This window comes from Pseudomonas sp. B15(2017), assembly GCF_002113215.1.
Taxonomy (GTDB): domain Bacteria; phylum Pseudomonadota; class Gammaproteobacteria; order Pseudomonadales; family Pseudomonadaceae; genus Aquipseudomonas.
This window is the reverse complement of sequence record NZ_NEJZ01000019.1, coordinates 142,870-164,305: the sequence shown is the minus strand read 5'-3', so window position 1 is coordinate 164,305 and position 21,436 is coordinate 142,870. Positions and strand designations below refer to the sequence as shown.

The following is a 21,436-nucleotide window of genomic DNA, read 5'->3' as shown; positions in this document are numbered from 1 at the left end:
GCGACTTTAACAGGCATCGGGGCGGCGGTTGTAGCACTGCGTCAGCCAAAGCTTTCAAGGAGTAACGGATACAGCGAAATCACCAGCAACGCCGCCATGCCCCAGTTGAACACCCGCAGCCAGCGACGATCCTTGAGCACGTTACGCAGCAACGTTCCGCACGCCGCCCAGACACCGACGCTCGGCAGGTTGATGATGGCAAACACCGCGGCAATCACGATCACATTGGTGAAGTAACCCTGCATCGGCGTGTACGTGCTGATGGCGCCGATGGCCATGATCCAGGCTTTGGGATTGACCCACTGAAAAGCCGCCGCGCCGAGATAGCTGATCGGTTTTGCTTCGCCCTGCTCGCTGTCGCCGACCGGGCCCGAATGGGCGATTTTCCACGCCAGATACAACAAGTACGCCGCGCCAACGTAACGCAGAGCCGTATAAAGAAGAGGATAAGTCTGGAACACCGCGCCCAAACCAAAACCCACTGCTACCACCAGCACGAAGAAGCCGCAGGTAATGCCGAGCATATGGGGGATGGTGCGGTTAAAACCGAAGTTCACGCCCGATGCCAGCAACATGGTGTTGTTCGGCCCCGGTGTGATCGAGGTGACAAGGGCAAACAGGGCGAAGCCCAGCAGCAGGTCGAGCGAGAGGGTCATGGCAGGCAGTCCGTCAGGGGTCATTCAGGTGTTGACCCTATCCCACGGCGCCGCGCAAACCCACGGACAGTTGGGTAAAACTTCGAGCAGTACAGTTGCGAATCAGCTAGGACGACCGTGCAGCTGTACGGCCCGCTCGGCGCTCATTTCACCCTTGTTGTCGAAACCGAATGTCTTCTGCGGCTGGCCGAGCAATTCGGCTTTTTTCGCGTGGTATTCCTCGAAGGACAAACCGCGACGGTTCAAGGTTTCGAGGGCCAGTTCCCGGGTTTCTTCCGCAGTGTAAGGCCGCAATTCCGGGGAAACGTGGCTCGCGCAACCGGCGAGAACAGAGACAGCGAGCATCAGCGAAACAGTCAGTAAACGATTCATGGGAGTGTCCTGGCGAGCGGTGTGTGTCGATGGAGAAAGGCTACGCCCGGGCACGCTTTGGCAGAAATCAACGCTCTCAATAGTGGCTATCGGAATTTGGACAGGGTTGATTTCATATTTTCGTGACGGCAGTTTCCTCGGCCACAGCGCGCTACGAAGTCACCGACGAATTCCTCAAGATCTGGCGCCGCGTGTTGCAAGGCGGAGCCGCAACGTGACCTGCACGCGGCTGATCAAGATCGGCGAGTTGGCGGTGAACAAATAGCGCCCTGCGGCCAACCCGCAAGGCGAGCGCCTTATCCAGCTGCCGATCTAGCCGACCAGTTGGCAGTGCAAGCCATCGTCGTGACTGCGGGCGATGCTGCTCAGTACCTGGAATGAGCCGAAGGTCACGGTGCGCGCCTGATGAGTACGGATCAGTTGCCAGAAGTCCTGCTCGCCGGTCTCGAAACTCTGGAACGCGGCCTCTCCCGCCTCGCGGGACTGCCATTGCAGAAAGCTCAACACTCGCCGGCCATCGTCGCTGGCCTGGACGCTGGCACTGACGAAGCCGGGGTAACGCTGGGCCAGGCGTTCGGTCTGCACCGCCAGCGCCGAGACCAGCGCCGGTTGCTGGCCGGGTTCGATTTCAAATTCGATCAATTGGGTAAAGCTGCGGTTTTTCGCTGGTGCTTGCATGACATCCCCACTCTGTCAGACGAATCTTGCGATTCGAAGGCGTGCAGGGTAAAACCTCGAGTTAACTAGAGGTCAAGGGGCAATTTTCAAATGATCACTGCGGAAAATCTGCACAAGCAATTGACCGTCGGCGAAGTCGCGGCCCGCAGCGGCGTGGCGGTTACCGCCCTGCACTTTTATGAATCCAAGGGTTTGATCAAGAGCCAGCGCAATGCCGGCAACCAGCGCCGCTATCCTCGGGAGGTGCTGCGGCGGGTGGCGTTGATCAAGGTGGCGCAACGGCTGGGCATTCCACTGGCGGAAATCGGCGAGGCGCTGAAACAGTTGCCGGATAACCGCGCGCCGACGGCGGCGGACTGGAAAGTGTTGTCGGAGCAGTGGCGGCGGGAGTTGGACGAGCGGATCAATCAGTTGGTGCTGCTGCGTGATCGGCTGACCGGTTGCATCGGTTGCGGATGCCTGTCGATGGAGGCCTGCCCGCTGCGCAATCAGGGCGATGTGCTGGGCGAACAGGGGCCCGGAGCGCATTTTCTCGACGTTCCAAAGTGAAGGTTCCCACGCCACGGGTTTCGGCTTCCCGCGCGTAGTCAGCGAACAGGAACGCCAGCGCCAGCGGCGATTTTTGTGGTCGGCATTTGGGCTCCGTTCCGGCGTTGCGGGGCTGCTCGTCGGCTGCCCGGTCACGGCGGCGGCACGGATCTATAGTTGAGCGACCGGCAACCCCGGCGAAGGCATACCTTCAACCTCTAATAAAAACCAGGCAACAAATAACAGGGAGCACCGCCATGAGCGTCAAACCCATTCCCGAGGGATACCACAGCATTACCCCGTACCTCGGCATTCACAAAGCTGCCGAAGCCATCGACTTCTATAAAAAAGCGTTCGGTGCCACCGAAGTGATGCGCCTGAGCATGCCCGACGGCGGCATCGGCCACGCCGAACTGCGCATCGGCGACAGCGCGATCATGCTCGGTTCGCCATGCGATCAAGGACCGCTGAGCAATCCGGACACAGCGGTGTCGGTCGGTTTGCATCTGTACGTGACCGATGTCGACAAATCCTTCCAGCGCGCGCTGGATGCCGGCGCGACCTCGGTGTCCGAGGTCAAGGATCAGTTCTACGGCGACCGCAGCGGGACATTGAAAGATCCGTACGGGCATCTGTGGTTCCTGGCCACGCGCAAGGAGGACCTGACCCAGGCGCAGATCGAGCAGCGGGCGAAGGAGATGTTCCAGCAGGGTTAGCAACGCCGAGTGTCCATTCCCGCGCAGCGCGCGGGGATCGGCAAACACGATTCATGAACCGTCGAACCACGCTTCACGGCTTGTCATGAACGCCCGGCGATTTCAGGATGCAGGCCACTCGCCTGAATAAAGGATCACTCCAGATGTTTGCCGGATTCGTCAAAGACCAGCGCCTCGTCAACGGCGTGGACATCAGCTACCGCATCAAAGGCAGCGGCCAGGGTCTGCTGCTGTTGCACGGGCACCCGCAGACCCACGTCATCTGGCACAAGATCGCCGAGCAACTGGCCGAACATTTCACCGTGGTCGCTGCTGACCTGCGCGGTTATGGCGACAGCAGTCGCCCGCCGGCCGATGAGGCTCACCTTAATTACTCCAAGCGCGAGATGGCCCGCGACGGCGTGCAATTGATGAAAGCGTTGGGTTTCGAGCATTTCTCGATCCTTGCCCACGACCGTGGCGCCCGGGTCGCCCATCGCCTGGCTCTCGATCATCCCGAGGTTGTGCAGCGCATGGTCCTGCTCGACATCGCCCCCACGCTGGCGATGTACGCCCAGACCAATGAAGCCTTTGCCCGGGCTTACTGGCACTGGTTCTTCCTGATCCGTCCGGCGCCGCTGCCGGAAACCCTGATCGAAGCCGATCCCGAAGGTTACCTGCGCAGTGTCATGGGCAGCCGCAGCGCCGGGCTGGCACCCTTTACCGATGAGGCGTTCAGCGAATATCGGCGTTGCCTGGAACGTCCCGGCAGCGCTCGCGGAATTTGTGAAGATTATCGGGCCAGTGCCGGCATCGACCTGGAACATGATCGCGCCGACCTCGCGGCCGGTCGTCACTTGAACCTGCCATTGCTGGTGCTGTGGGGCGCCGAGGGCACCGTCGGTCGATGCTTCGATCCGCTCAGGGAATGGGAACAGGTGGCCACCAACGTACGGGGCAAGGCCCTGCCTGCCGGGCATTACCTCGCCGAAGAAGTCCCTGAACTGTTGCTCGTCGAAGCGCTCGATTTTCTCTGCTGATTTCCCTCCTCCAACCCGGCGGCATGCGCTGCCGGACTGCTTCGCCCTCTCCTCGCAAATCCGCCCCGCGCAGCCGCCACCTGCAATCGCGAAACATTTACTTTCATATCGCTTATCGGGATTTGCTTCGGTCATCCGTCTTATAGAAATGCGGGCCGGTCGCGTAGGCAAAAGCCACGACCGGCCCTTCAGGGACTGCCGCGCTGCGAAGCCCGTAGCGTCAAGTCCTCTCACTGAATCAAGACCCGTCATCATGTCGAAGAAATCCCGCTCGAAACTGTGGTTCCTGGTACACAGCTGGCTGGCATTGCCGATCTGGTTTTTCGTTCTGATCGTCTGCGTCACCGGCACGCTGGCGGTGGTCAGCCAGGAGATCGTCTGGCTGGCCAACCCGCAAATGCGCGCCAGTGCACCGTCGGATGATGCACCGCGCCTGAGTTACGACCAGATCCTCGCCGAAATCAAAAAAGCCGAACCGCAGACGGTGGTGCAAAGCATCAACCGCCCGGACGAATCGCACTTTGCCCTCGACGTCGACGTCAGCTACCCCGACGGGCGTTCCTTGACGGTCTACGTCAATCCGTACACCGGCGTAATTCAGGGCACGGCGCCGAGCTTCAACTTCAAGGCGTTCACCCGCGCACTGCATGGCTGGTGGCTGGTGCCGTTCACCAACGGTTTCAGCTGGGGCTGGTATCTGGTGTCGTTCCTCGGCCTGCCGATGCTGGCGTCGCTGGTGACCGGACTGGTGGTGTACAAGCGTTTCTGGAAAGGTTTCTTCCGCCCGACCTTACGCATTCGCCACGGTGCGCGGATTTTCTGGGGCGACTTCCATCGCCTCAGCGGCATCTGGTCGATCTGGTTCATCGCGGTGATTTCGATCACCGGCACCTGGTTCCTGATCCAGGCGCTGCTGTTTGACAACCAGATTTCCATCTCCAGCGAGCCGATCATTCCGGCCATGTCTCGCGAAGCCGTGCCGCAGTCCAGCGATGGTTTGCCCCCGCCGCGCATCAGCCTGGACCGCGCCATCGAAATCGCCCAGACAAAAATCCCCGGCTTCGAAGCCAGCTTCATCAGCCTGCCGGGCAATGCCTACGCGCATCTGGATATCGGCGGGCGCGGCTGGTATCCGCTGATGTACCAGACCGCCACGCTCAACCCGTACAGCGGTGACGTGGCGGCTTCGCGGCTGTTGTCCGATCGCACGTCGCTGGAGTTCGTCACCGAATCCATGCGCCCGCTGCACACCGGTGACTTCGGCGGTCTGTGGGTCAAGCTGATCTGGTTCTTCTTCGGCCTGCTGCTGAGCATGATGGTCCTCAGCGGTTTGTTGATCTGGACCAAGCGCACCGCGCTGGCCACCGCCAACGCCCTCAAGCGCGAGCACAAGAAACAGCGCGTACATACACAACCCGCCCTGCGCCGTGAAACGTCGGAGGCCAACCTGTGAGCAAGTCCACTCCCGTGGCTCAGCCTTCACGGCTGAGCGTGATCTGGCACAAATGGCGCTTCCACATCAACGTGCTGTTGCTGTTGATCCCTTTGGGCTTCATGCCCAAATATTTCGCCGACGCCTCGCTGTTTCGCGGAGACAGCGGATTGGGTGAAAGGGAGATCGGCGAAATCCAGGTCGGTCCCTGGAGCCTGCGACTGGCCGAACTGCGCAATGAGGCACCGACCCTGAGCGGGCCGGCCGGCTACATGAAAGATTTCAACGCGGCCCTCTGCGATGCCTGTGTCGACCACGTCAAGGCGACGTACCTGCGCATCGGCAAACCTCGCAGCCTGCGCGCGGCCGGGGTGATTTTCTTCGGCACACCTTACCGCATGGGCACCCAGCTGCCGGTGCCGGAAAAGACCGCTGCCGACGCCGAACTGTGGATCACCATGGAAGGCTGGGACGGCAGCATGCATCAAGCCTCGATCCCGCTAAGCCAGGCCTCGCCTGCCACCCTCGCCTGGCTGAACAAACAAGGAGCCAAACCATGAGCCGTCCTTTCCGACTGAGCATCCGCACTGCACTGCTGGCGCTGTGCGCCGGTTTCAGCGCCAGTGCCCTGGCCCACAACCCGATGTGCGAGTGCAAGGCCATCGACGCCGAGCAGATCAAATGCACCGGCGGTTTCTCCGACGGCAGCGGCGCGCCGGGGGTGACCCTGGATGTGATCGGCTACGACGAAACCATCCTGGTGCCTGGCAAGCTCGGCGCCGATTCGACCCTGACCTTCAAGAAACCCGGCGCCGAGTTCTACGTGCTGTTCGACGCCGGCCCCGGCCATGTGGTCGAAATCGACCAAGCGGATATCGAAGCCCCATGACCACACCGACCACCCAGGTTGTACGCCCGGCCGGTGCCGGGCACGAAACCCTCAACGTGCTGCTGACGTGCCTGCTGATCCTGGCGGTCGCCGGATCTGTAGTGGCATGGCGCGGCGTTTCCCACGAGCCCGAGCCGGTTTCCAGCCATCAGCTGGATGCCCGCCGCGACCTCGGCGCCAGCGAGCAAGGCATCTATGCCGACTTGCGGGTGACCCTCGACGAGATACGCCTGCTGCGTGAAGAACAGCAAGCGCTGCCGACCCCGCAGGACCTTGCAGATGAAGGGTTCGCGCCATTCGCCCAGGATGCCAGCTCGGTCAGTCGTGGCGGTCATGCCTGGCAGTTGCTGGCCGACCGCGCCTACTTCGGCCACAGCCAGGCTCCGGCCGTGGCCGGGTCGTTTCTGATGCGCCTGAACGACGCCGCACCGGATATCTGGCTCAACCGCGCCACCGACCTGCAAGCGCCGACAGATCTGTCCGACGCAGCGCTGTCCGCTGCCGGCTGGAAACAGATCGTCGCGCAATTCGATGCCGGCGTGACCCGCGAACATCGTCATTGAACCCTCGCCTTCATTCGAGAGAAGACCGCTTGCCCATGCCTAGTTCATCTCAACGCCGCCCCTTCCTGCGCCTCCTGCTGATCGGTCTGTGCGCCTGCCTGCTGAGCCCGCTGGCCAGCGCCGATCAGGCCAAGCGCCTGCGCATCGGCATCACCCTGCATCCGTATTACAGCTATGTGGCGAACATCGTCGGCGACAAGGCCGAGGTCGTGCCGCTGATTCCCGCCGGCTTCAACCCGCACGCCTACGAGCCGCGTGCTGAAGACATCAAGCGCATCAGCGGGCTGGATGTGATCGTGCTCAACGGAGTCGGGCATGACGACTTCGCCGACCGCATGATCGCCGCCAGCGAAACGCCGAACATCAAGACCATCGAGGCCAACGAAAACGTGCCATTGCTGGCCGCCACCGGGGTTGCCGCGCGCGGTGCCGGCAAAGTGGTGAACCCGCACACGTTTCTGTCGATCAGTGCCTCGATTGCCCAGGTCAACAACATCGCCCGTGAACTGGGCAAGCTCGACCCGGACAACGCCAGGACCTACACCCAGAACGCCCGCGCCTACGGCAAGCGCTTGCGGCAGATGCGCGCCGACGCTCTGGCCAAGCTGACCCAGGCACCGAACGCCGAATTGCGAGTGGCCACGGTGCACGCCGCTTATGACTACCTGCTGCGCGAGTTCGGTCTGGAAGTCACCGCCGTGGTCGAGCCGGCCCATGGCATTGAGCCGAGCCCGAGCCAGTTGAAGAAAACCATTGACCAACTGCGCGAGCTGGACGTGAAAGTGATCTTCTCCGAGATGGACTTCCCGTCTACCTACGTCGAAACCATCCAGCGCGAGTCCGGTGTGAAGCTGTACCCGCTGTCGCACATTTCCTACGGCGAATACACCGCCAACAAGTACGAAAAGGAAATGACCGGCAACCTCGACACCGTGGTTCGGGCGATTCGGGAGTCCGGCGCATGACTTCAAAAGAAATCGAACTCCCTGTGGGAGCGAGCTTGCTCGCGAAAGCGTCCATTCAGTCAACGTCGCCGTTGGATGAGAAACCGCATTCGCGAGCAAGCTCGCTCCCACGAGTATCAGGCCCGACTCTGGAATTCGCCGACGTCAGCCTGACCCTCGGCCGCACGACCATCCTCGACAAGGTCACCTTTCAAGTTCAGCCCGGCAGCGTGCATGCGCTGGTCGGCCCCAACGGCGGCGGCAAGAGTTCGCTGATCAAGACTCTGCTCGGGCAAATGCCCCATCAGGGCCGGCTCAGCCTGCAATGGCCCGGCGAGCCCGGCACCATCGGCTACGTGCCGCAGGCGCTGGAGTTTGATCGCGGCCTGCCGATGACCGTCGATGATTTCATGGCCGCCATGTGCCAGCGTCGCCCGGCGTTTCTCGGATTGAGCAAACGCTACGCCGGCGCCATCGGTAATGCACTGGAGCGGGTCGGCATGCAGGACAAGCGCAAGCGCCGGATGGGCGCGCTGTCCGGTGGCGAACGCCAGCGGGTGCTGCTCGCCCAGGGTCTGATTCCGGCGCCGCAATTGCTGGTGCTGGATGAACCGATGTCGGCCCTCGACGAAGCCGGGATCCAGGTGTTCGAGCGTTTGCTCGGCGACTGGCGCGCGACGGGCGTCACCGTGCTGTGGATCGAGCACGATCTGGAAGCGGTCGGGCGCCTGGCCAATCGCGTCACCGGCCTCAACCGCCGCGTGCTGTTCGACGCCACGCCACAACAGGCCCTGACCCCTGAGCGCCTGCTGACCCTGTTCTCGACCCATCCACGGAGCGCTGCCTGATGAGTTATGAAGCCTTTCGTTTGATGGTGCAGGGCTGGGCGTCGTCCGGTTACCTGCCGGAAGCCCTGGCCTACGGTTTTGTGGTCAACGCGCTGCTCGCCGGCCTGTTGATCGGCCCGGTGCTCGGCGGTCTCGGCACGCTGGTGGTGGTCAAGCGCTTCGCGTTTTTTTCCGAGGCGGTCGGCCACGCGGCGCTGACCGGCGTGGCCATCGGCATTCTGCTCGGCGAACCCTACACCGGGCCTTACGGCAGCCTGTTCGGCTATTGCCTGCTGTTCGGCATCCTGCTCAATTACCTGCGCAACCGTACCGGCCTGGCTCCGGACACATTGATCGGCGTGTTCCTGTCGGTGTCTCTGGCGCTGGGTGCCAGCCTGCTGCTGATCCTGGCGGGCAAGATCAACGTGCACATTCTGGAAAACGTATTGTTCGGCTCGGTGCTGACAGTCAACGGCAACGACCTGCTGGTGCTGGCGATTGTCGGTTCACTGGTGATGGCGCTGGCCCTGCCGTTGTACAACCGGATCATGCTTGCCAGCTTCAACCCGCAACTGGCGGCGGTGCGCGGTGTCGCGGTGAAAACCCTGGATTACCTGTTCGTGATTCTGGTGACGCTGATCACCGTCGCGGCAGTGAAAGTCATCGGCGCGATTCTGGTCGGCGCCCTGCTGGTGATTCCGGCAGCGGCCGCCCGCTTGCTCAGCCAGTCGCTCAAGGGTTTCTTCTGGTGTTCGGTGCTGATTGCCACGGTCAGCACGCTGTGCGGGATTCTCGCACCGATCGTGTTCGACCTGCCGATTCCGTCCGGCGCCGCGATCATTCTGGTCGCCGGTATCGCCTTCGCCATCGCTGCGATTGCCCGGGGCGTCGTCCCCAGTCTGAAAGGGAACCTTGGATAAATGGCTTTTTCATTGCGACAACTGACCCTGGCCATCGCCCTCAGCGGCGCAGTTTCGAGCCCTCTGCTGGCGGCCGAGAAACCGTTGCGGGTGCTGGCCTCGTTGCCCATCACTTATGGTCTGGGCGAAGTCCTGCTCAAGGGCACCGACATCAGCCTCGAACGCGCTGCGCCGGCCAATCTGCCGGGCAGCCGTCAGACCGCTTACTTCACCGGGCGCGGCGCCCCCGCGCTGAGCAAACTGGCCGCCGGCGCCGATGCAGTGATCGGCGTGCGCTCGCTGTGGGCCGATGATCCGCTGTACCCGATCGCCCGCCGCAGCAATATCCGCATCGTAGAAGTCGACGCGGCGCGCCCGGTGGACGGCGCCTTGCCCGGCATTGCCGTACAACCGGGGCTCAAGGTTGACGGCCTGAACAGCCAGCCGTGGCTGGCGAGCAACAACATGGGGCGCATGGCTGACGTGATGGCAGCGGATCTGGTGCGCCTGGCGCCGAAGGACAAACCGAAGATCGAGGCCAATCTGGCGGCGCTGAAACAACGTCTGCTGAAACTCAGTGCCGACAGCGAGGCGCGTCTGGCCAGTGCCGATAACCTGAGTGTGATGAGCCTGAGCGACCACTTCGGTTATCTGATCGGCAGCCTGAATCTGGAACTGATCGGACAGGATGCGCGTCCGGATACCGAATGGACGCCAGAAGATCTGAAAAAACTGACCGCCACACTGAAAGACAATGACGTAGCGGTGGTGCTGCACCATCGGCAGCCGTCGGACGCGGTGAAAGCGGCAATCGCCGAATCGGGCAGTCAGCTGCTGGTGCTGAGCACCGATGCGGCGGACCCGGTGGGGGAGCTGGAAGGGAATGTGGATGTGTTGCTCAAGGGCTTGAGCGGCGCGTAACGCCAGTCGCCCCCCGTTGATCGTTCCCGAAGCGGACGCAGAGCGTCCAATGAGACATTCCCACGCAGAGCGTGGGAACGATCATCAAGGCCGATCTTCCAGACATGAAAAAACCCGCTGACCGTTCTCGGTTCAGCGGGTTTCTTTTTGGCTGGAGACTTACTGGGCAGCCGCTTGCGCTTCCATCTTCTGGCGCAGGCTCAGCGGGCGCATGTCGGTCCAGACTTCTTCGATGTAGGCCAGGCATTCCTTTTTCAGGCCGCTCTTGCCGACGGTGCGCCAGCCCTCCGGCACGGCCTTGTAGTCCGGCCAGATCGAGTACTGCTCTTCGTGGTTGACCACGACTTGAAAGAGGATGTCCTCGCGGTCGAATACTGACGTCATGCTGTGTCTCCATCGCTTGAAGGGTGGGCTGCACGACGGGTGCAGCCGGGTTTGTAGAAAGAACGTTCGACGCGGCGAAAAATTTACAGGCTGGCGGTCGCGGCGCTCAGCGCACGGCCGAAGATTTCGGCGACGCGATCGATTTCGGCGGCAGTAATCACCAGCGGCGGCAGGAAGCGCACCACCGCGCCATGTCGCCCGCCCAGCTCCAGAATCAGCCCGCGCTTGAGGCATTCACGCTGAACCAGGGACGCCAGACGTGCGAAGGCCGGTGGATGGCCCAAGGCATCCGGGGTGCCATTCGGATCGACCAGCTCGACGCCGAGCATCAGGCCACGACCACGAATATCGCCCAGTTGCGGGAAATCGCGTTGCAGGATGTGCAGGTGTTCACTCAAGCGTTCGCCCATGGCGGCGGCGTGTTCGCAGACCTTGTGTTCGACCAGGTAACGCATCACCGCGGAACCGGCGGCCATCGCCATCTGGTTGCCACGGAACGTCCCGGCGTGGGCGCCTGGTTGCCAGGTGTCGAGCCAGTCGCGATAGACCACCACGGCCAGCGGCAGGCTGCCGCCGATGGCTTTGGACAGCACCACTACATCCGGCGTGATGCCGGCGTGTTCAAAGGCAAACATCTTGCCGGTGCGGGCGAAACCGCTCTGGATTTCGTCGATGATCAACGCCACGCCGACCTTTTCGGTGATGCGGCGCAGACCGCGCAACCACTCGATGTCCGCCGGAATCACACCGCCCTCGCCCTGCACCGCTTCAACGATGACGGCGGCCGGCAATTGCACGCCAGCCTCCGGGTCGTTGAGCAGGTTTTCCAGGTAACTCAGGTTGGCCTTCACGCCCGCCGCGCCACCGAGGCCGAACGGGCAACGGTAGTCGTACGGGAACGGCATGAATTGCACGCCGTTGCTGAGCAATGCGCCCAACGGTTTCTTCGGACCGAGGCTGCCCATCAGGCTCAAGGCGCCCTGACTCATGCCGTGATAACCGCCGGAGAACGACAGCACAGTGCTGCGCCCGGTGGCGGTACGCACCAGTTTCAGCGCGGCTTCCACGGCGTCAGTGCCGGTCGGGCCGCAGAACTGGATTTTCGCTTCCTTGGCCAATGCGGGAGGCAAGAGGCCGAACAGGTCCTGAACAAACTGATCTTTCACCGGTGTGGTCAGGTCCAGGGTATGCAGCGGCAGCTCATCGGCCAGCACCTGCTGGATTGCCTCGATCACCACCGGATGGTTATGCCCCAGCGCCAGAGTGCCGGCACCCGCCAGGCAATCGATGAAGGTCCGGCCCTCGACGTCCTCGACGTACAGACCCTTGGCGCGTTTCAACGCCAGCGGAATGCGCCGCGGGTAACTACGGGCATTGGATTCCTGCTGGCTCTGACGGGCCAACAACGGCGACTCATTGAACTGATACAGCGTTTCCGCCGGCGCGGAGGCGATCCGGGCCGACGACTCTTCGATAAGGCTGGTGGCGACTGACATCTCTCGACCCCTCAATACGCTATGGATAGTGACCAAAACTGCACACCAGGCAGTGCGCGCTCCGGTCGCGGGGCGCACATGCAGGTTTTCCTGTTCTGGAAACGCACCAGCGTGTTGAGGATTTACACCCTTGATCGAATGTCAGGCCGAGATTGCCAGCGCCTTGTGCATCGGCAGAGTCACAACGCCGTGTTGTATGAGGGGAGACGCCGTTTCGCGATAACCCAGGCGCCGGTAGAACGCCGCGCCGGTTCGCGTGCTGGCGAGCGTGACGCGAGGCTGGCCACGAATCCGCAGCCACCCCTCCAGATCGCCCATCAGTGCGCGACCCGCACCGCGACGAAACCACTCCGGCTGCACATGACAGAACGTGATCTCGCCATTGGCTGCGGCCATGCCGACACCGACAGGTTTGTCCTGCAGCAGCGCGATGTTCAGGTAAAGACGCGGATCGGCGAGCCAGGCGCTGATGTGTTCCGCCGATTGTCGGCGGATCCAGCGGTCGACCAGTTGTGGATCGTTGCGATGGTCGAGCGCGCAACCTACGCGAATCGAGCGCTCGAGAATCCGGCTGATGATGCCGGCGTCGGCGGGGGTGGCGGGACAGATGTAGACGGGTGCTTCCATGGCGCTGTTTCCCTCAATCCATTGAGTCAGAGACTGGAGCGACAATAACGTCGCGGCCAGCAGATGACTAATGGAGAGAGGTTACATTTGATGTGCCTGGCAAACGTCAGAGCGGTTGCAGCGGCATGGTCAGCTCGACCCGCAAGCCATCCGGGCGGCTGTCGAAATGCAGGGTGCAGGCGCAGCGTTGAACGATGGCCTGGACAATCGCCAGTCCCAGTCCGCAACCGGTGCTCTGGCCGTTGCGCCAGAAGCGCTGGGTCAGATGTTGCAGATCGTCCGGCGCAATCCCCGGCCCATGATCGCGCACCACGAAACGCACATGAGAGGCGGAGGTTTCCAGGCTCAGTTCCACCGCGCCGTCCGTCGGGGTATGTCGCAGAGCGTTATCCAACAGGTTGCGCAAGGCTGCGATCGACAACACTGCCGGCATTTGCAGGGGCGCAGCGGACAAGCGTTCAGGCAGGTGCAGCCTGATGCGCTGGCGCTGGTCGCTGGCCGAGTCCTGAATCGCCAGTTTCGCCACCTGTTCGGCACTGCACTGGACGCCGTCGTCGAACGACAGACTGCCTTCGACCCGCGCCAGCAACAGCAATTGCTCAAGGGTCCGGTGCAGGCGGTCGGCGCCCTCTTCGGCCCGGGCCAGAGACTGATCCCGTGCACTGCCTTCGGTCATGCGCGCCACTTGCAGGTGGGTCTTGATCGCCGTCAGCGGACTGCGCAGTTCATGGGCGGCATCGCCGGTCAGGCGACGTTCGCGCTCGATGGTCTTGCCGATGCGCTGGAACAACTGGTTCTGGGTTTCGAGCAGCGGTTTCAGTTCGCTGGGGAATGACTGCAACTGCAACGGCTCGAGCGAATCGGCGTTGCGGCGCATCAAGGCTTCACGCAAGCGATTGAGCGGTGCCAGGCCCTGGCCGATCCCCAGCCACAGCAGGCACAGGCAGCCGAGCAGCGCCACGCCGACCGGCACCGAGGCCGCCAGCAGGATCGACATGTTCAGGGCTTCGCGCTCGATCACCCGGTCGGCGGTGGTGATCCGCACATCGCCCCGGGCCAGAGTAAAGCTGCGCCATGGCGCACCGTCGATCATCTGATCGTGAAAGCCCATCTTCCGGGCTTCCAGCGCCTGTTCCGGGTTGTTGTGGCTGCGGGCGAGGATTTCCCCGCGCAGCGAACTGACCTGACAGGCCATGCCGCCGGGAATGTTCAATTGTTCGGCGCTGAAGTGGGTGCCTTCGCCTTTGCTCGGAATGGCCGGCAATTGCTCCAGCAAACCGGCGACCATGCGTGCCGACGCCACCAGGCGCTGGTCGAGGGAAAACATCATCTGGTTGCGCAGGTCGCTGAGCATCCAGGCAGCCGCCAGGGCCCAGATCAGCGCGAACGCGGCGCCGAGGGTCAGGCTCAGGCGCAGGCGCAGACTCATCACTTGTCAGGTTCTCCGCCATCGGCCGGGCCCAGGCGATAACCCAGCCCCCGCACGGTTTCGACGATGCCCTTACCCAGTTTGCTGCGCAGGTGGTGGATGTGCACGTTGAGCGCGTTGCTTTCCAGTTCATCGTTGAAGCCGTAGACGCTGTCCTTCAACTGCTCGGTGGACAGCACCCGGCCACGGTTGTGCAGCAAGGCCTGCAGCAACGACTGTTCACGCCGGGACAGATCAATCGAGCGGCCTGCCAACGTGGTTTCGCGGCTGCTCGGATCATAGGTCAGCGCACCGTGCTCAATCAGGTTGACACTGCGCCCGGCCACCCGGCGCAGCAGGGTTTGCAGACGGGCGAACAATTCGCGCAGATCGAATGGCTTGAGCAGATAGTCGTCGGCACCGGACTGCAAACCGTCGACCCGGTCGGTGACAGAATCCCGCGCAGTGAGGATCAGCACCGGAATTTCCAGCCCCTGCTGACGCAGTTGCTGCAGCAGTTTGAGGCCATCTTCGTCCGGCAACCCGAGATCGAGCACCATCACGTCGAACTCGGCAACCTTGAGGATCGCCCGCGCCTTTGAAGCCGTATTGACGTGCTCGACCGTCAGGCCCTGGGCAGTCAGGCCGGCGACGATGCCGCTGGCGATCAACTCGTCGTCTTCGCAAACCAGTACGTGCATGGGGAGGCTCTCTGAATAAAAACATGAGTCAAGCAGGCAAGGATTAAGGTCAAATTATGACGAGGGATTGAGTTCAGGCAAGGCGTATTTCGTGTCGCCTTTTCCATCTGCCAAGTGCCTGACACTCCATATAACGTTAACACTTATATATTCATCTTTACCCGCCCCCCAAAAAAGCATCAACTTGAAACATACATTCCCACCTGCAACCATTCCAAATTTGAATATTCATCGATACTCTCAACATCGAAAAACACAAACACAAAACAACCAACAAAACAGGCTTATACCCTAAGCCGCCATCTAATCTAAAGGAATTGAGACATGCCAAAAATGAACAACTTTGTCGCCGTTGACTGGTGCGCTGGCCCAGACCGAATTTTCTTTTTCTTCAAAGAGCACAACTCATACTCTCGTTTCTCCTTAGGCGACAACAAAGCCGACAGTGGCTATCCACTACCGGTGAGAGGAAACTGGGGCGACCACATCATATCCGCCGCTGATCTGCGCTTCGGCTTTACGACCACTGAACCCAGCTGGAATAACAGCATCGACCACCTCTGGCTTTTTTACTACCAGGATGATACTCCGTGTGTGTGCCAGTTCCTTCAACAGACTGACAGCGTAATCTCCAACACCACCGTTGCCGATTCCAAATGGGCCCCACTACTTCCATATTTCAAAAACATCATTGGTGTCATGCGGCGACAAACGACTTCATCCGTCGATGAACTCCGAGTACTTTTAAATAACGGGAATTACCTGTCCTACGATTACACCAGCATGACACTGGAAGTCATCCCCCTCGAAGGCAGCGACTGGGCCGACCTGGAACAATACAGTGATCGAATGATGACAGCAGTCTTGAATGACTATCCAACGTTCGATCGGTACTTTTATATTTTCCTGCACGGCAATGAGTACTTGCGATATGAGCACGAGTCCAAAAAAATACACGGCCCGATCCAAATCGACGATGAAAGTTGGCCGGGCCTCCCGCACGATTGAAATCATGCAGGACGCCAGAATATTTCTGCGACGCGATTAATAGAACCTTCAACATTAACTCCCTGCACAGAATTCATATCTGGCGTTCACCAACACCCATACGAACCGCTTCAACCACAAACAACTCTTCAACCAACCAAAAGAAAAAAACCATGGATAACTTCGTCTCTATCGATTGGCGCAACGGCCCCGATCGTATCTTTTTCTTCTTTAAAGGCACCGACATGTTCGCTAGTTTCAGTCTCGGCGATAATCGTCTCGAAAAACATCACCCCATCTTGATCAAGGGGCACTGGGGGGATTTCGAACAGCACGTGGACGACCTGAGGTTCGGATTCACCGTGCCAAGCCCGGACTGGCACAGTGCCGGCGGAGGCGACATGGTCTGGTTCTTTTACTACGACGGCGAAACTCCGATGGCCTGCAAGTTCTCCCAGATTACTTCCAGTGTGGTATTCAAAAAGAAACTTTCAGATACCGATATTGGTGGCCACTAGGAAACTTCTTCCACAAAATTGTCGGTGTCATGCTGGATGAAAAGGCGGACGTCAAGCACACCTACTGGGTTCTACTGAACGACGGACGCTATTTCAAATACAACCCTGGAATCCCCAGAAAAGTCAAAGTACTGTCAATGGCCAATTCCGAATGGAGCTTTCTCGAAAAGTACAAAGACCGGATCGTTACAACCGCACTGAATAATTACCCGGTCTTCGATACTTATTTTTACATTTTCTTGACCGACGAAGAATATCTGAGATTTGACCTCAAGACCCGAAAAGCCAGCGGCCCCCATCCGATCGATGAAGAAACATGGCCCGGTTTGTTTGATTGACAGGTAAATTGCTCTGTGCGCAGGGGAGCGGATTGGGCGTCGCGGTTAATCATCGGTTAATCGCCGCCGCCCATTGTGCCCCTCAATTGCACAGGGACAAGGCTCCTCCATGCGTCATTTTTTTCTACTGTTTGCACTGTTGATTTCGAGTCTGGCCCAAGCGGGTAATGATCCTTTTGCGTCAAAACCGGAGTTCCTGCCGGTCGACAAGGCATTCGTGCTGACCTCGGAACGTCTGGAATCCGGTGAGACCCAGCTGTTCTGGCAAATCGCCGACGGCTACTACCTGTATCAGAAGCGCCTCAAGTTCGACGGGCTGGCGACGCAAAACGTCCCGGCCCTGCCAGAAGGCGAGTCCCATAGCGACGAGTATTTCGGTGAACAACCGGTCTACCGACAGGGCCTCGAGCTGAAAACCCCGGCGGCCGCCACGGGCCGGATAAAGGTCAGTTATCAGGGCTGTGCCGACGCCGGCCTTTGCTATCCCCCGCAGACGCGAGTGATCGATCTCGGCGGCAAAGCCGCAGCAACGACAGATGAAGCACCGGATCAGGCACTGGCCAGCGGTCTGCAGCAGCACTCGCTGGGCTGGAGTCTGCTGGTGTTTTTCGGCCTCGGTCTGTTGCTGGCGTTTGCGCCGTGTTCGTTGCCGATGCTGCCGATTCTGGCGGGCATGGTGGTGGGCAGTGGTGCAACGCCGCGTCGCGGTTTCGCGCTGGCCGGCAGTTATGTGGTTTGCATGGCGCTGGTGTATGCGGCGATGGGCGTCATCGCCGCGCTGCTGGGGGCGAACCTGCAGGCGTGGTTGCAGAACCCGTGGCTGCTCGGGACGTTCGCAGCAGTGTTCGTGGTTCTGGCGCTGCCGATGTTCGGTTTCTTCGAACTGCAATTGCCGGTGGCCCTGCGGGATCGACTGGAGCACGCCTCGCGCAGCCAGCGCGGCGGCAGTCTGGTCGGCGCGGGCGTACTGGGCGCGCTGTCCGGCTTACTGGTCGGCCCGTGCATGACCGCGCCGCTGGCCGGTGCCCTGCTCTACATCGCGCAAAGTGGCAACGCGCTGCACGGCGGTCTGATTCTTTTTGCCCTGGGCATCGGTATCGGCGTGCCGCTGCTGTTGCTGGTAACGGTCGGCAATCGCTTCCTGCCAAAGCCAGGCGCGTGGATGAATCTGCTCAAAGGCGTGTTCGGTTTCCTGTTCCTCGCTACCGCGCTGCTGATGCTGCGTCCGGTGCTGCAACCTTCGCTGTGGCTGGGCCTGTGCGGTGCGCTGCTGTTGATCGCCGCTTACAGTGCCTGGAAACAATCCGGCGGCTTTGGTCGCGTGGCGCAGTTGTTTGGCGCCGGCTCGCTGTTGCTGGGCCTGTGGGGCAGTCTGCTGGTGGTCGGTGCGGCGGGCGGCAGTGACGATCCGTATCAACCGTTGCAGGTGTACAGCGCCGGACGCGCCGGATCTGCGGCGCCCAGCGGCCACGAAGCCTTCACGACGATCAAGGATCCCGCCGCCCTGCAACGCGAGCTCGACACCGCCAAAGCGCAGGGCCAGTGGGTATTGCTCGATTACTACGCCGACTGGTGCACGTCGTGCAAAGTCATGGAGAAACAGGTGTTCGGCCAGGCTCGAGTGATGCAGACCTTGAGTGATGTGCGCTTGCTCCGACTAGACGTCACCGCCGACAATGCCGCCAGCCGCGAACTGCTCGGTCGTTATAAAGTGCCGGGGCCACCGAGTTTCGTGTGGATCGGCACCGACGGTGAAGAGCGCCGCAGCCAGCGCATCACCGGCGAGGTCGATGCCGATACTTTCCTGCAACGCTGGACCACCACCCGAGACGCCCGTTAATGCTGACCTTCACCCTCGGCACCTTTGCCATCGCACTCAACCACCTGCTGCTGATCAGCGCGCTGGCGCTGGCGACCTTCGTCGGCTGGCGGGTGGCCAAGCGCGGCGGCGACAACCCCGAGTCGGCGCTGTTCAGCCTGTTTCTGCTCGGCATGCTGGCGGCGCGCATTGCGTTTGTCGCGGTGTATTGGGGGCACTATCGCAACGATCTGTGGCAGATCATCGACCTGCGCGACGGCGGTTTTCTCGCCTGGCCGGGGGTGATCGTGCTGTTGCTGGCGGCGCTGTATCGCGGCTGGCGCCGGCCGGGTTTGCGTCGACCGCTGGGTTTCGGCGTGGTCAGCGGTGTGGCGTTCTGGGTGCTGGCGACCCTGTCGCTGAACATCTACGAGCAAGGCACGCGCCTGCCGGACATCACCCTGCGCACCGCCGCCGGGGAAACCGTGAAACTCACCGACTATCAGGGCGGGCCGCTGGTGATCAACCTGTGGGCCACCTGGTGTCCGCCGTGCCGCCGGGAAATGCCGGTGCTGGAAAACGCCCAGCAACAACGCCCGGACCTGACGTTCCTGTTCGTCAACCAGGCCGAAAGCATGCAAAGCGTCGCCACATTTCTCGAAACCCAGGGCTTGAGCCTGAGCAACGTGCTGTTTGACCGCAGCGGACGCCTCGGCCAGGCCGTGGGCTCCATGGCACTGCCGACTACGCTGTTCTATAGCCCGGACGGTCGCCTGCTGGGCAGCCATCTGGGCGAGTTGTCGAACGCCAGCCTGGCCCGCGCCCTGGAAAACTTCGACACCCCGGCTTCCAGCCCGAATCCGGCCACCTCTTCTTCAAGGAAACTGCCATGCCCCGCCTCCGCCACCTGCTGACACTGACCATGAGCGCAGCCCTGCTGCACTTGCCGTCGGTCCAGGCTGCTGAAGAACTGCCTGAAGCGATCAAGAAAATCGAAGCCAAGGGCGCAAAAATCGTCGGCCAGTTCGACGCCCCCGACGGCTTGCGTGGTTACGCCGCGCAATACCAGAACCGCGGCATGGCGCTGTACCTGACGCCGGACGGCAAGCACGTGCTGCTGGGCAACCTGTACGACGCCGACGGCAATGACCTCAGCAGCGCGCCACTGCAAAAACTGGTCTATGCGCCAATGGCCAAGGAAGTCTGGGCCAAGTTCGAAGCCAGCAACTGGATTCAGGACGGCAACAAGGATGCACCGCGCACCGTGTATCTGTTCAGCGACCCGAACTGCCCGTACTGCAACATGTTCTGGGAACAGGCACGTCCATGGGTCAAGGCCGGCAAGGTGCAGCTGCGACACATCATGGTCGGCATCATCCGCGAAGACAGCCCGGCCAAAGCCGCCGCCCTGCTCGCCGCCAAGGACCCGAGCAAAGCTCTGGAAGATCACGAGAAGGCCGGCAAGGCCAGCACCCTCAAGGCCTTGAAGGACATTCCGGTTGCCGTGCAGACCAAACTCGCGGCGAACATGCAGTTGATGGAAGACCTGGAATTGCAGGCCACCCCGGCGATCTTCTACATGGACGACAAGGGCGAACTGCAACAACAGCAAGGCGCGCCGACGCCGGACAAGCTGGCGAAGATTCTCGGCCCGAAATAATGATTGGCGGCTCCGGCAAACGCTGCTGGAGCCGTCACCACTTACTCGGCTGACACCGGCCCAGGATGTCATCCAGCTCGCCTGTCGCTTCGCGCTCGAGCAAAAACTGCGTCACCTCTTGCGACCACTCCACGTCCGATAGTATGCCGGCCCAGGCATGGGTTTTTGCTGAGTGGCAGGGCCGATCATCGAAGTTGTGGATCAACGCCTGGTTCAAAGTTCGTACATCAAATCCCGGATTCCTTTCGCTTTGCAGCATCAGGGAATTGAGAACCCGTTGTTGAGTATCGGGATTCAGCGTGAATGGATGGGTTTTAGTTGAACTCAAAACGATAAACGTCGGTTTGACGTCTTCAGCCAGCGCGGCCTGCAATCGATAGTGACCGTCGATAATCACGTAAGAACACAAGGCGCCGACGTACCACAGCAAGACGGGGGGCAGGCTGTCCTCTCTCGCCTTCTTGCGCCACCACTTCATACGCCCGGCATACGGATCGACCGTGTGCAGACCAATCAGATTGCCCAAATCCCAGTCGAGCCACTCCACCGATCGTGGCTGAAGATTGTCGAGAATGCCGTCACCACGAGCTGACCATCTCGGTAAATGACTGGTCATCTCTTGCTCTGTCGAGAAATACCAGTTGCTCACACCTTCGCCACGTTGTCCTGGCACGGCCACAGGCATCATTGGCCGTGCCACCCATTGCCCGGGATAAAGAAAGTCCGCCTGATACTCCATCAGTTGGTTGATGAAGTATCGACTCCAGGCCTTCATCCGCTGCCCAGCAGGCAAATGGCGATGGTGTTCGACCTGTGCAGAGTCAATGGCAGGAACGGGTGGCGACTCCCAGTGCATCGGCATCGGATTGCGTACCAGCCAGGCACCGTAATACGAAGTCGCTATCGTTCCCCAAAGCAAAGGGCTCTCGTTGAACATCAGTTTCAGACGAGCATTGTTACCCGTTCGCAGATGCAGTTGTGGTTTGCCCTGCGGGGGGCCACTGATCTCGACGCTAAGCCCACCCCATTGTCCTTGCAGATCTTCAAGATCGCGCCAGAAGAATTGCTTCACGCC

Annotated in this window: 26 protein-coding genes and 1 pseudogene; 18 read left to right on the top strand and 9 right to left on the bottom strand. The window is 61.0% G+C overall.

Annotation, left to right across the window (positions count from 1 at the left end):
• Window positions 1–41: 41 nt before the first annotated feature.
• Both CAF73_RS24885 and CAF73_RS24880 read right to left on the bottom strand, forming a co-directional pair.
• Window positions 42–656, bottom strand: coding sequence for a LysE family translocator (locus CAF73_RS24885; RefSeq protein WP_085700143.1), 615 nt, complete (start codon window positions 654–656; stop codon window positions 42–44).
• Window positions 657–758: 102 nt separating this feature from the next.
• The gene (locus CAF73_RS24880) at window positions 759–1,028 is read right to left on the bottom strand and encodes a hypothetical protein (RefSeq protein ID WP_085700142.1); all 270 of its coding nucleotides are present in this window, start codon (window positions 1,026–1,028) and stop codon (window positions 759–761) included.
• 124 nt (window positions 1,029–1,152) lie between these two features.
• Here CAF73_RS24880 and CAF73_RS30850 point away from each other — a divergent pair.
• Window positions 1,153–1,237, top strand: a pseudogene (locus CAF73_RS30850) (hypothetical protein); the annotation flags it as partial.
• 103 nt (window positions 1,238–1,340) lie between these two features.
• Here the strand turns inward: CAF73_RS30850 and CAF73_RS24875 are convergent.
• On the bottom strand, window positions 1,341–1,706 hold the full coding sequence (locus CAF73_RS24875) for an antibiotic biosynthesis monooxygenase family protein (protein WP_085700141.1): 366 nt from the start codon (window positions 1,704–1,706) through the stop codon (window positions 1,341–1,343).
• Between the two features lie 90 nt (window positions 1,707–1,796).
• Here CAF73_RS24875 and soxR point away from each other — a divergent pair, with 90 nt between their 5' ends.
• The 11 genes from soxR to CAF73_RS24820 all read left to right on the top strand — a co-directional run bounded on the left by soxR (window position 1,797) and on the right by CAF73_RS24820 (window position 10,444).
• Window positions 1,797–2,255, top strand: coding sequence for a redox-sensitive transcriptional activator SoxR (soxR, locus tag CAF73_RS24870; protein WP_085700140.1), 459 nt, complete (start codon window positions 1,797–1,799; stop codon window positions 2,253–2,255).
• Window positions 2,256–2,491: 236 nt separating this feature from the next.
• The gene (locus CAF73_RS24865) at window positions 2,492–2,950 is read left to right on the top strand and encodes a VOC family protein (protein WP_085700139.1); all 459 of its coding nucleotides are present in this window, start codon (window positions 2,492–2,494) and stop codon (window positions 2,948–2,950) included.
• Window positions 2,951–3,093: 143 nt separating this feature from the next.
• On the top strand, window positions 3,094–3,969 hold the full coding sequence (locus CAF73_RS24860) for an alpha/beta fold hydrolase (RefSeq protein WP_085704491.1): 876 nt from the start codon (window positions 3,094–3,096) through the stop codon (window positions 3,967–3,969).
• 253 nt (window positions 3,970–4,222) lie between these two features.
• Window positions 4,223–5,422, top strand: a complete 1,200-nt coding sequence (locus CAF73_RS24855; protein WP_085704489.1) for a PepSY domain-containing protein — start codon at window positions 4,223–4,225, stop codon at window positions 5,420–5,422.
• Window positions 5,419–5,961: a thiamine pyrophosphate-binding protein gene (locus CAF73_RS24850; protein WP_085700136.1), complete on the top strand. Its 543-nt coding sequence runs from the start codon at window positions 5,419–5,421 to the stop codon at window positions 5,959–5,961. The genes CAF73_RS24855 and CAF73_RS24850 overlap by 4 nt, the downstream gene beginning before the upstream one ends.
• A complete protein-coding gene (locus CAF73_RS24845) occupies window positions 5,958–6,290 on the top strand; it encodes a hypothetical protein (protein ID WP_085700135.1) in 333 nt (110 codons plus the stop codon). The genes CAF73_RS24850 and CAF73_RS24845 overlap by 4 nt, the downstream gene beginning before the upstream one ends.
• A complete protein-coding gene (locus tag CAF73_RS24840) occupies window positions 6,287–6,853 on the top strand; it encodes a DUF6162 family protein (protein WP_085704487.1) in 567 nt (188 codons plus the stop codon). The genes CAF73_RS24845 and CAF73_RS24840 overlap by 4 nt, the downstream gene beginning before the upstream one ends.
• A 35-nt stretch (window positions 6,854–6,888) precedes the next feature.
• A complete protein-coding gene (locus tag CAF73_RS24835; RefSeq protein ID WP_085704485.1) occupies window positions 6,889–7,818 on the top strand; it encodes a metal ABC transporter substrate-binding protein in 930 nt (309 codons plus the stop codon).
• Complete coding sequence (locus tag CAF73_RS24830; RefSeq protein WP_085704483.1) at window positions 7,815–8,645, top strand: metal ABC transporter ATP-binding protein; 831 nt, start codon at window positions 7,815–7,817, stop codon at window positions 8,643–8,645. The genes CAF73_RS24835 and CAF73_RS24830 overlap by 4 nt, the downstream gene beginning before the upstream one ends.
• Window positions 8,645–9,544, top strand: a complete 900-nt coding sequence (locus CAF73_RS24825) for a metal ABC transporter permease (protein ID WP_085704481.1) — start codon at window positions 8,645–8,647, stop codon at window positions 9,542–9,544. The genes CAF73_RS24830 and CAF73_RS24825 overlap by 1 nt, the downstream gene beginning before the upstream one ends.
• On the top strand, window positions 9,545–10,444 hold the full coding sequence (locus tag CAF73_RS24820) for a metal ABC transporter solute-binding protein, Zn/Mn family (RefSeq protein WP_085704479.1): 900 nt from the start codon (window positions 9,545–9,547) through the stop codon (window positions 10,442–10,444).
• Window positions 10,445–10,603: 159 nt separating this feature from the next.
• Here CAF73_RS24820 and CAF73_RS24815 read toward each other — a convergent pair whose 3' ends face one another.
• The 5 genes from CAF73_RS24815 to CAF73_RS24795 form a co-directional block, all read right to left on the bottom strand.
• Window positions 10,604–10,828, bottom strand: coding sequence for an MbtH family protein (locus CAF73_RS24815; RefSeq protein ID WP_007917715.1), 225 nt, complete (start codon window positions 10,826–10,828; stop codon window positions 10,604–10,606).
• 83 nt (window positions 10,829–10,911) lie between these two features.
• Window positions 10,912–12,324, bottom strand: a complete 1,413-nt coding sequence (locus CAF73_RS24810) for an aspartate aminotransferase family protein (RefSeq protein ID WP_085704478.1) — start codon at window positions 12,322–12,324, stop codon at window positions 10,912–10,914.
• A gap of 141 nt (window positions 12,325–12,465) precedes the next feature.
• Window positions 12,466–12,951 carry a GNAT family N-acetyltransferase gene (locus CAF73_RS24805; protein ID WP_085700128.1) on the bottom strand — a complete coding sequence of 162 codons (486 nt, stop codon included), beginning with the start codon at window positions 12,949–12,951 and terminating at the stop codon, window positions 12,466–12,468.
• Between the two features lie 106 nt (window positions 12,952–13,057).
• On the bottom strand, window positions 13,058–14,380 hold the full coding sequence (locus CAF73_RS24800; RefSeq protein WP_085700127.1) for an ATP-binding protein: 1,323 nt from the start codon (window positions 14,378–14,380) through the stop codon (window positions 13,058–13,060).
• Complete coding sequence (locus tag CAF73_RS24795) at window positions 14,380–15,060, bottom strand: response regulator (RefSeq protein WP_085704475.1); 681 nt, start codon at window positions 15,058–15,060, stop codon at window positions 14,380–14,382. Before CAF73_RS24795 ends, CAF73_RS24800 begins: the two co-directional genes overlap by 1 nt.
• A 324-nt stretch (window positions 15,061–15,384) precedes the next feature.
• Between CAF73_RS24795 and CAF73_RS24790 the strand changes: the two genes are divergently transcribed.
• The 6 genes from CAF73_RS24790 to dsbG all read left to right on the top strand — a co-directional run bounded on the left by CAF73_RS24790 (window position 15,385) and on the right by dsbG (window position 20,361).
• On the top strand, window positions 15,385–16,068 hold the full coding sequence (locus CAF73_RS24790) for a hypothetical protein (RefSeq protein ID WP_085700125.1): 684 nt from the start codon (window positions 15,385–15,387) through the stop codon (window positions 16,066–16,068).
• Window positions 16,069–16,220: 152 nt separating this feature from the next.
• Complete coding sequence (locus CAF73_RS24785) at window positions 16,221–16,565, top strand: hypothetical protein (RefSeq protein ID WP_085704473.1); 345 nt, start codon at window positions 16,221–16,223, stop codon at window positions 16,563–16,565.
• A gap of 29 nt (window positions 16,566–16,594) precedes the next feature.
• On the top strand, window positions 16,595–16,903 hold the full coding sequence (locus CAF73_RS24780) for a hypothetical protein (protein ID WP_085704471.1): 309 nt from the start codon (window positions 16,595–16,597) through the stop codon (window positions 16,901–16,903).
• Window positions 16,904–17,012: 109 nt separating this feature from the next.
• Window positions 17,013–18,743: a protein-disulfide reductase DsbD gene (dsbD, locus tag CAF73_RS24775; RefSeq protein WP_085704469.1), complete on the top strand. Its 1,731-nt coding sequence runs from the start codon at window positions 17,013–17,015 to the stop codon at window positions 18,741–18,743.
• Complete coding sequence (locus CAF73_RS24770; protein WP_085704468.1) at window positions 18,743–19,615, top strand: TlpA disulfide reductase family protein; 873 nt, start codon at window positions 18,743–18,745, stop codon at window positions 19,613–19,615. The genes dsbD and CAF73_RS24770 overlap by 1 nt, the downstream gene beginning before the upstream one ends.
• A complete protein-coding gene (gene dsbG / locus CAF73_RS24765; RefSeq protein ID WP_064378573.1) occupies window positions 19,591–20,361 on the top strand; it encodes a thiol:disulfide interchange protein DsbG in 771 nt (256 codons plus the stop codon). The genes CAF73_RS24770 and dsbG overlap by 25 nt, the downstream gene beginning before the upstream one ends.
• Window positions 20,362–20,395: 34 nt before the next feature.
• Here the strand turns inward: dsbG and CAF73_RS24760 are convergent, their stop codons facing one another.
• The gene (locus CAF73_RS24760; protein WP_085700121.1) at window positions 20,396–21,433 is read right to left on the bottom strand and encodes a hypothetical protein; all 1,038 of its coding nucleotides are present in this window, start codon (window positions 21,431–21,433) and stop codon (window positions 20,396–20,398) included.
• Window positions 21,434–21,436 lie beyond the last annotated feature (3 nt).

Excerpts from the sequence above, each read along its gene's own strand:
- CAF73_RS24815 (WP_007917715.1), bottom strand. The coding sequence starts at position 10,828 with ATGACGTCAGTATTCGACCGCGAGGACATCCTCTTTCAAGTCGTGGTC.
- CAF73_RS24790 (WP_085700125.1), top strand. The coding sequence starts at position 15,385 with ATGCCAAAAATGAACAACTTTGTCGCCGTTGACTGGTGCGCTGGCCCA.
- CAF73_RS24830 (WP_085704483.1), top strand. The coding sequence starts at position 7,815 with ATGACTTCAAAAGAAATCGAACTCCCTGTGGGAGCGAGCTTGCTCGCG.
- CAF73_RS24865 (WP_085700139.1), top strand. The coding sequence starts at position 2,492 with ATGAGCGTCAAACCCATTCCCGAGGGATACCACAGCATTACCCCGTAC.
- CAF73_RS24885 (WP_085700143.1), bottom strand. The coding sequence starts at position 656 with ATGACCCTCTCGCTCGACCTGCTGCTGGGCTTCGCCCTGTTTGCCCTT.
- CAF73_RS24770 (WP_085704468.1), top strand. The coding sequence starts at position 18,743 with ATGCTGACCTTCACCCTCGGCACCTTTGCCATCGCACTCAACCACCTG.
- CAF73_RS24855 (WP_085704489.1), top strand. The coding sequence starts at position 4,223 with ATGTCGAAGAAATCCCGCTCGAAACTGTGGTTCCTGGTACACAGCTGG.
- CAF73_RS24835 (WP_085704485.1), top strand. The coding sequence starts at position 6,889 with ATGCCTAGTTCATCTCAACGCCGCCCCTTCCTGCGCCTCCTGCTGATC.
- CAF73_RS24840 (WP_085704487.1), top strand. The coding sequence starts at position 6,287 with ATGACCACACCGACCACCCAGGTTGTACGCCCGGCCGGTGCCGGGCAC.
- CAF73_RS24780 (WP_085704471.1), top strand. The coding sequence starts at position 16,595 with ATGCTGGATGAAAAGGCGGACGTCAAGCACACCTACTGGGTTCTACTG.
- CAF73_RS24825 (WP_085704481.1), top strand. The coding sequence starts at position 8,645 with ATGAGTTATGAAGCCTTTCGTTTGATGGTGCAGGGCTGGGCGTCGTCC.
- CAF73_RS24800 (WP_085700127.1), bottom strand. The coding sequence starts at position 14,380 with ATGAGTCTGCGCCTGCGCCTGAGCCTGACCCTCGGCGCCGCGTTCGCG.
- CAF73_RS24810 (WP_085704478.1), bottom strand. The coding sequence starts at position 12,324 with ATGTCAGTCGCCACCAGCCTTATCGAAGAGTCGTCGGCCCGGATCGCC.
- soxR (WP_085700140.1), top strand. The coding sequence starts at position 1,797 with ATGATCACTGCGGAAAATCTGCACAAGCAATTGACCGTCGGCGAAGTC.
- CAF73_RS24875 (WP_085700141.1), bottom strand. The coding sequence starts at position 1,706 with ATGCAAGCACCAGCGAAAAACCGCAGCTTTACCCAATTGATCGAATTT.
- CAF73_RS24805 (WP_085700128.1), bottom strand. The coding sequence starts at position 12,951 with ATGGAAGCACCCGTCTACATCTGTCCCGCCACCCCCGCCGACGCCGGC.
- dsbD (WP_085704469.1), top strand. The coding sequence starts at position 17,013 with ATGCGTCATTTTTTTCTACTGTTTGCACTGTTGATTTCGAGTCTGGCC.
- dsbG (WP_064378573.1), top strand. The coding sequence starts at position 19,591 with ATGCCCCGCCTCCGCCACCTGCTGACACTGACCATGAGCGCAGCCCTG.
- CAF73_RS24845 (WP_085700135.1), top strand. The coding sequence starts at position 5,958 with ATGAGCCGTCCTTTCCGACTGAGCATCCGCACTGCACTGCTGGCGCTG.
- CAF73_RS24795 (WP_085704475.1), bottom strand. The coding sequence starts at position 15,060 with ATGCACGTACTGGTTTGCGAAGACGACGAGTTGATCGCCAGCGGCATC.
- CAF73_RS24785 (WP_085704473.1), top strand. The coding sequence starts at position 16,221 with ATGGATAACTTCGTCTCTATCGATTGGCGCAACGGCCCCGATCGTATC.
- CAF73_RS24860 (WP_085704491.1), top strand. The coding sequence starts at position 3,094 with ATGTTTGCCGGATTCGTCAAAGACCAGCGCCTCGTCAACGGCGTGGAC.
- CAF73_RS24820 (WP_085704479.1), top strand. The coding sequence starts at position 9,545 with ATGGCTTTTTCATTGCGACAACTGACCCTGGCCATCGCCCTCAGCGGC.
- CAF73_RS24880 (WP_085700142.1), bottom strand. The coding sequence starts at position 1,028 with ATGAATCGTTTACTGACTGTTTCGCTGATGCTCGCTGTCTCTGTTCTC.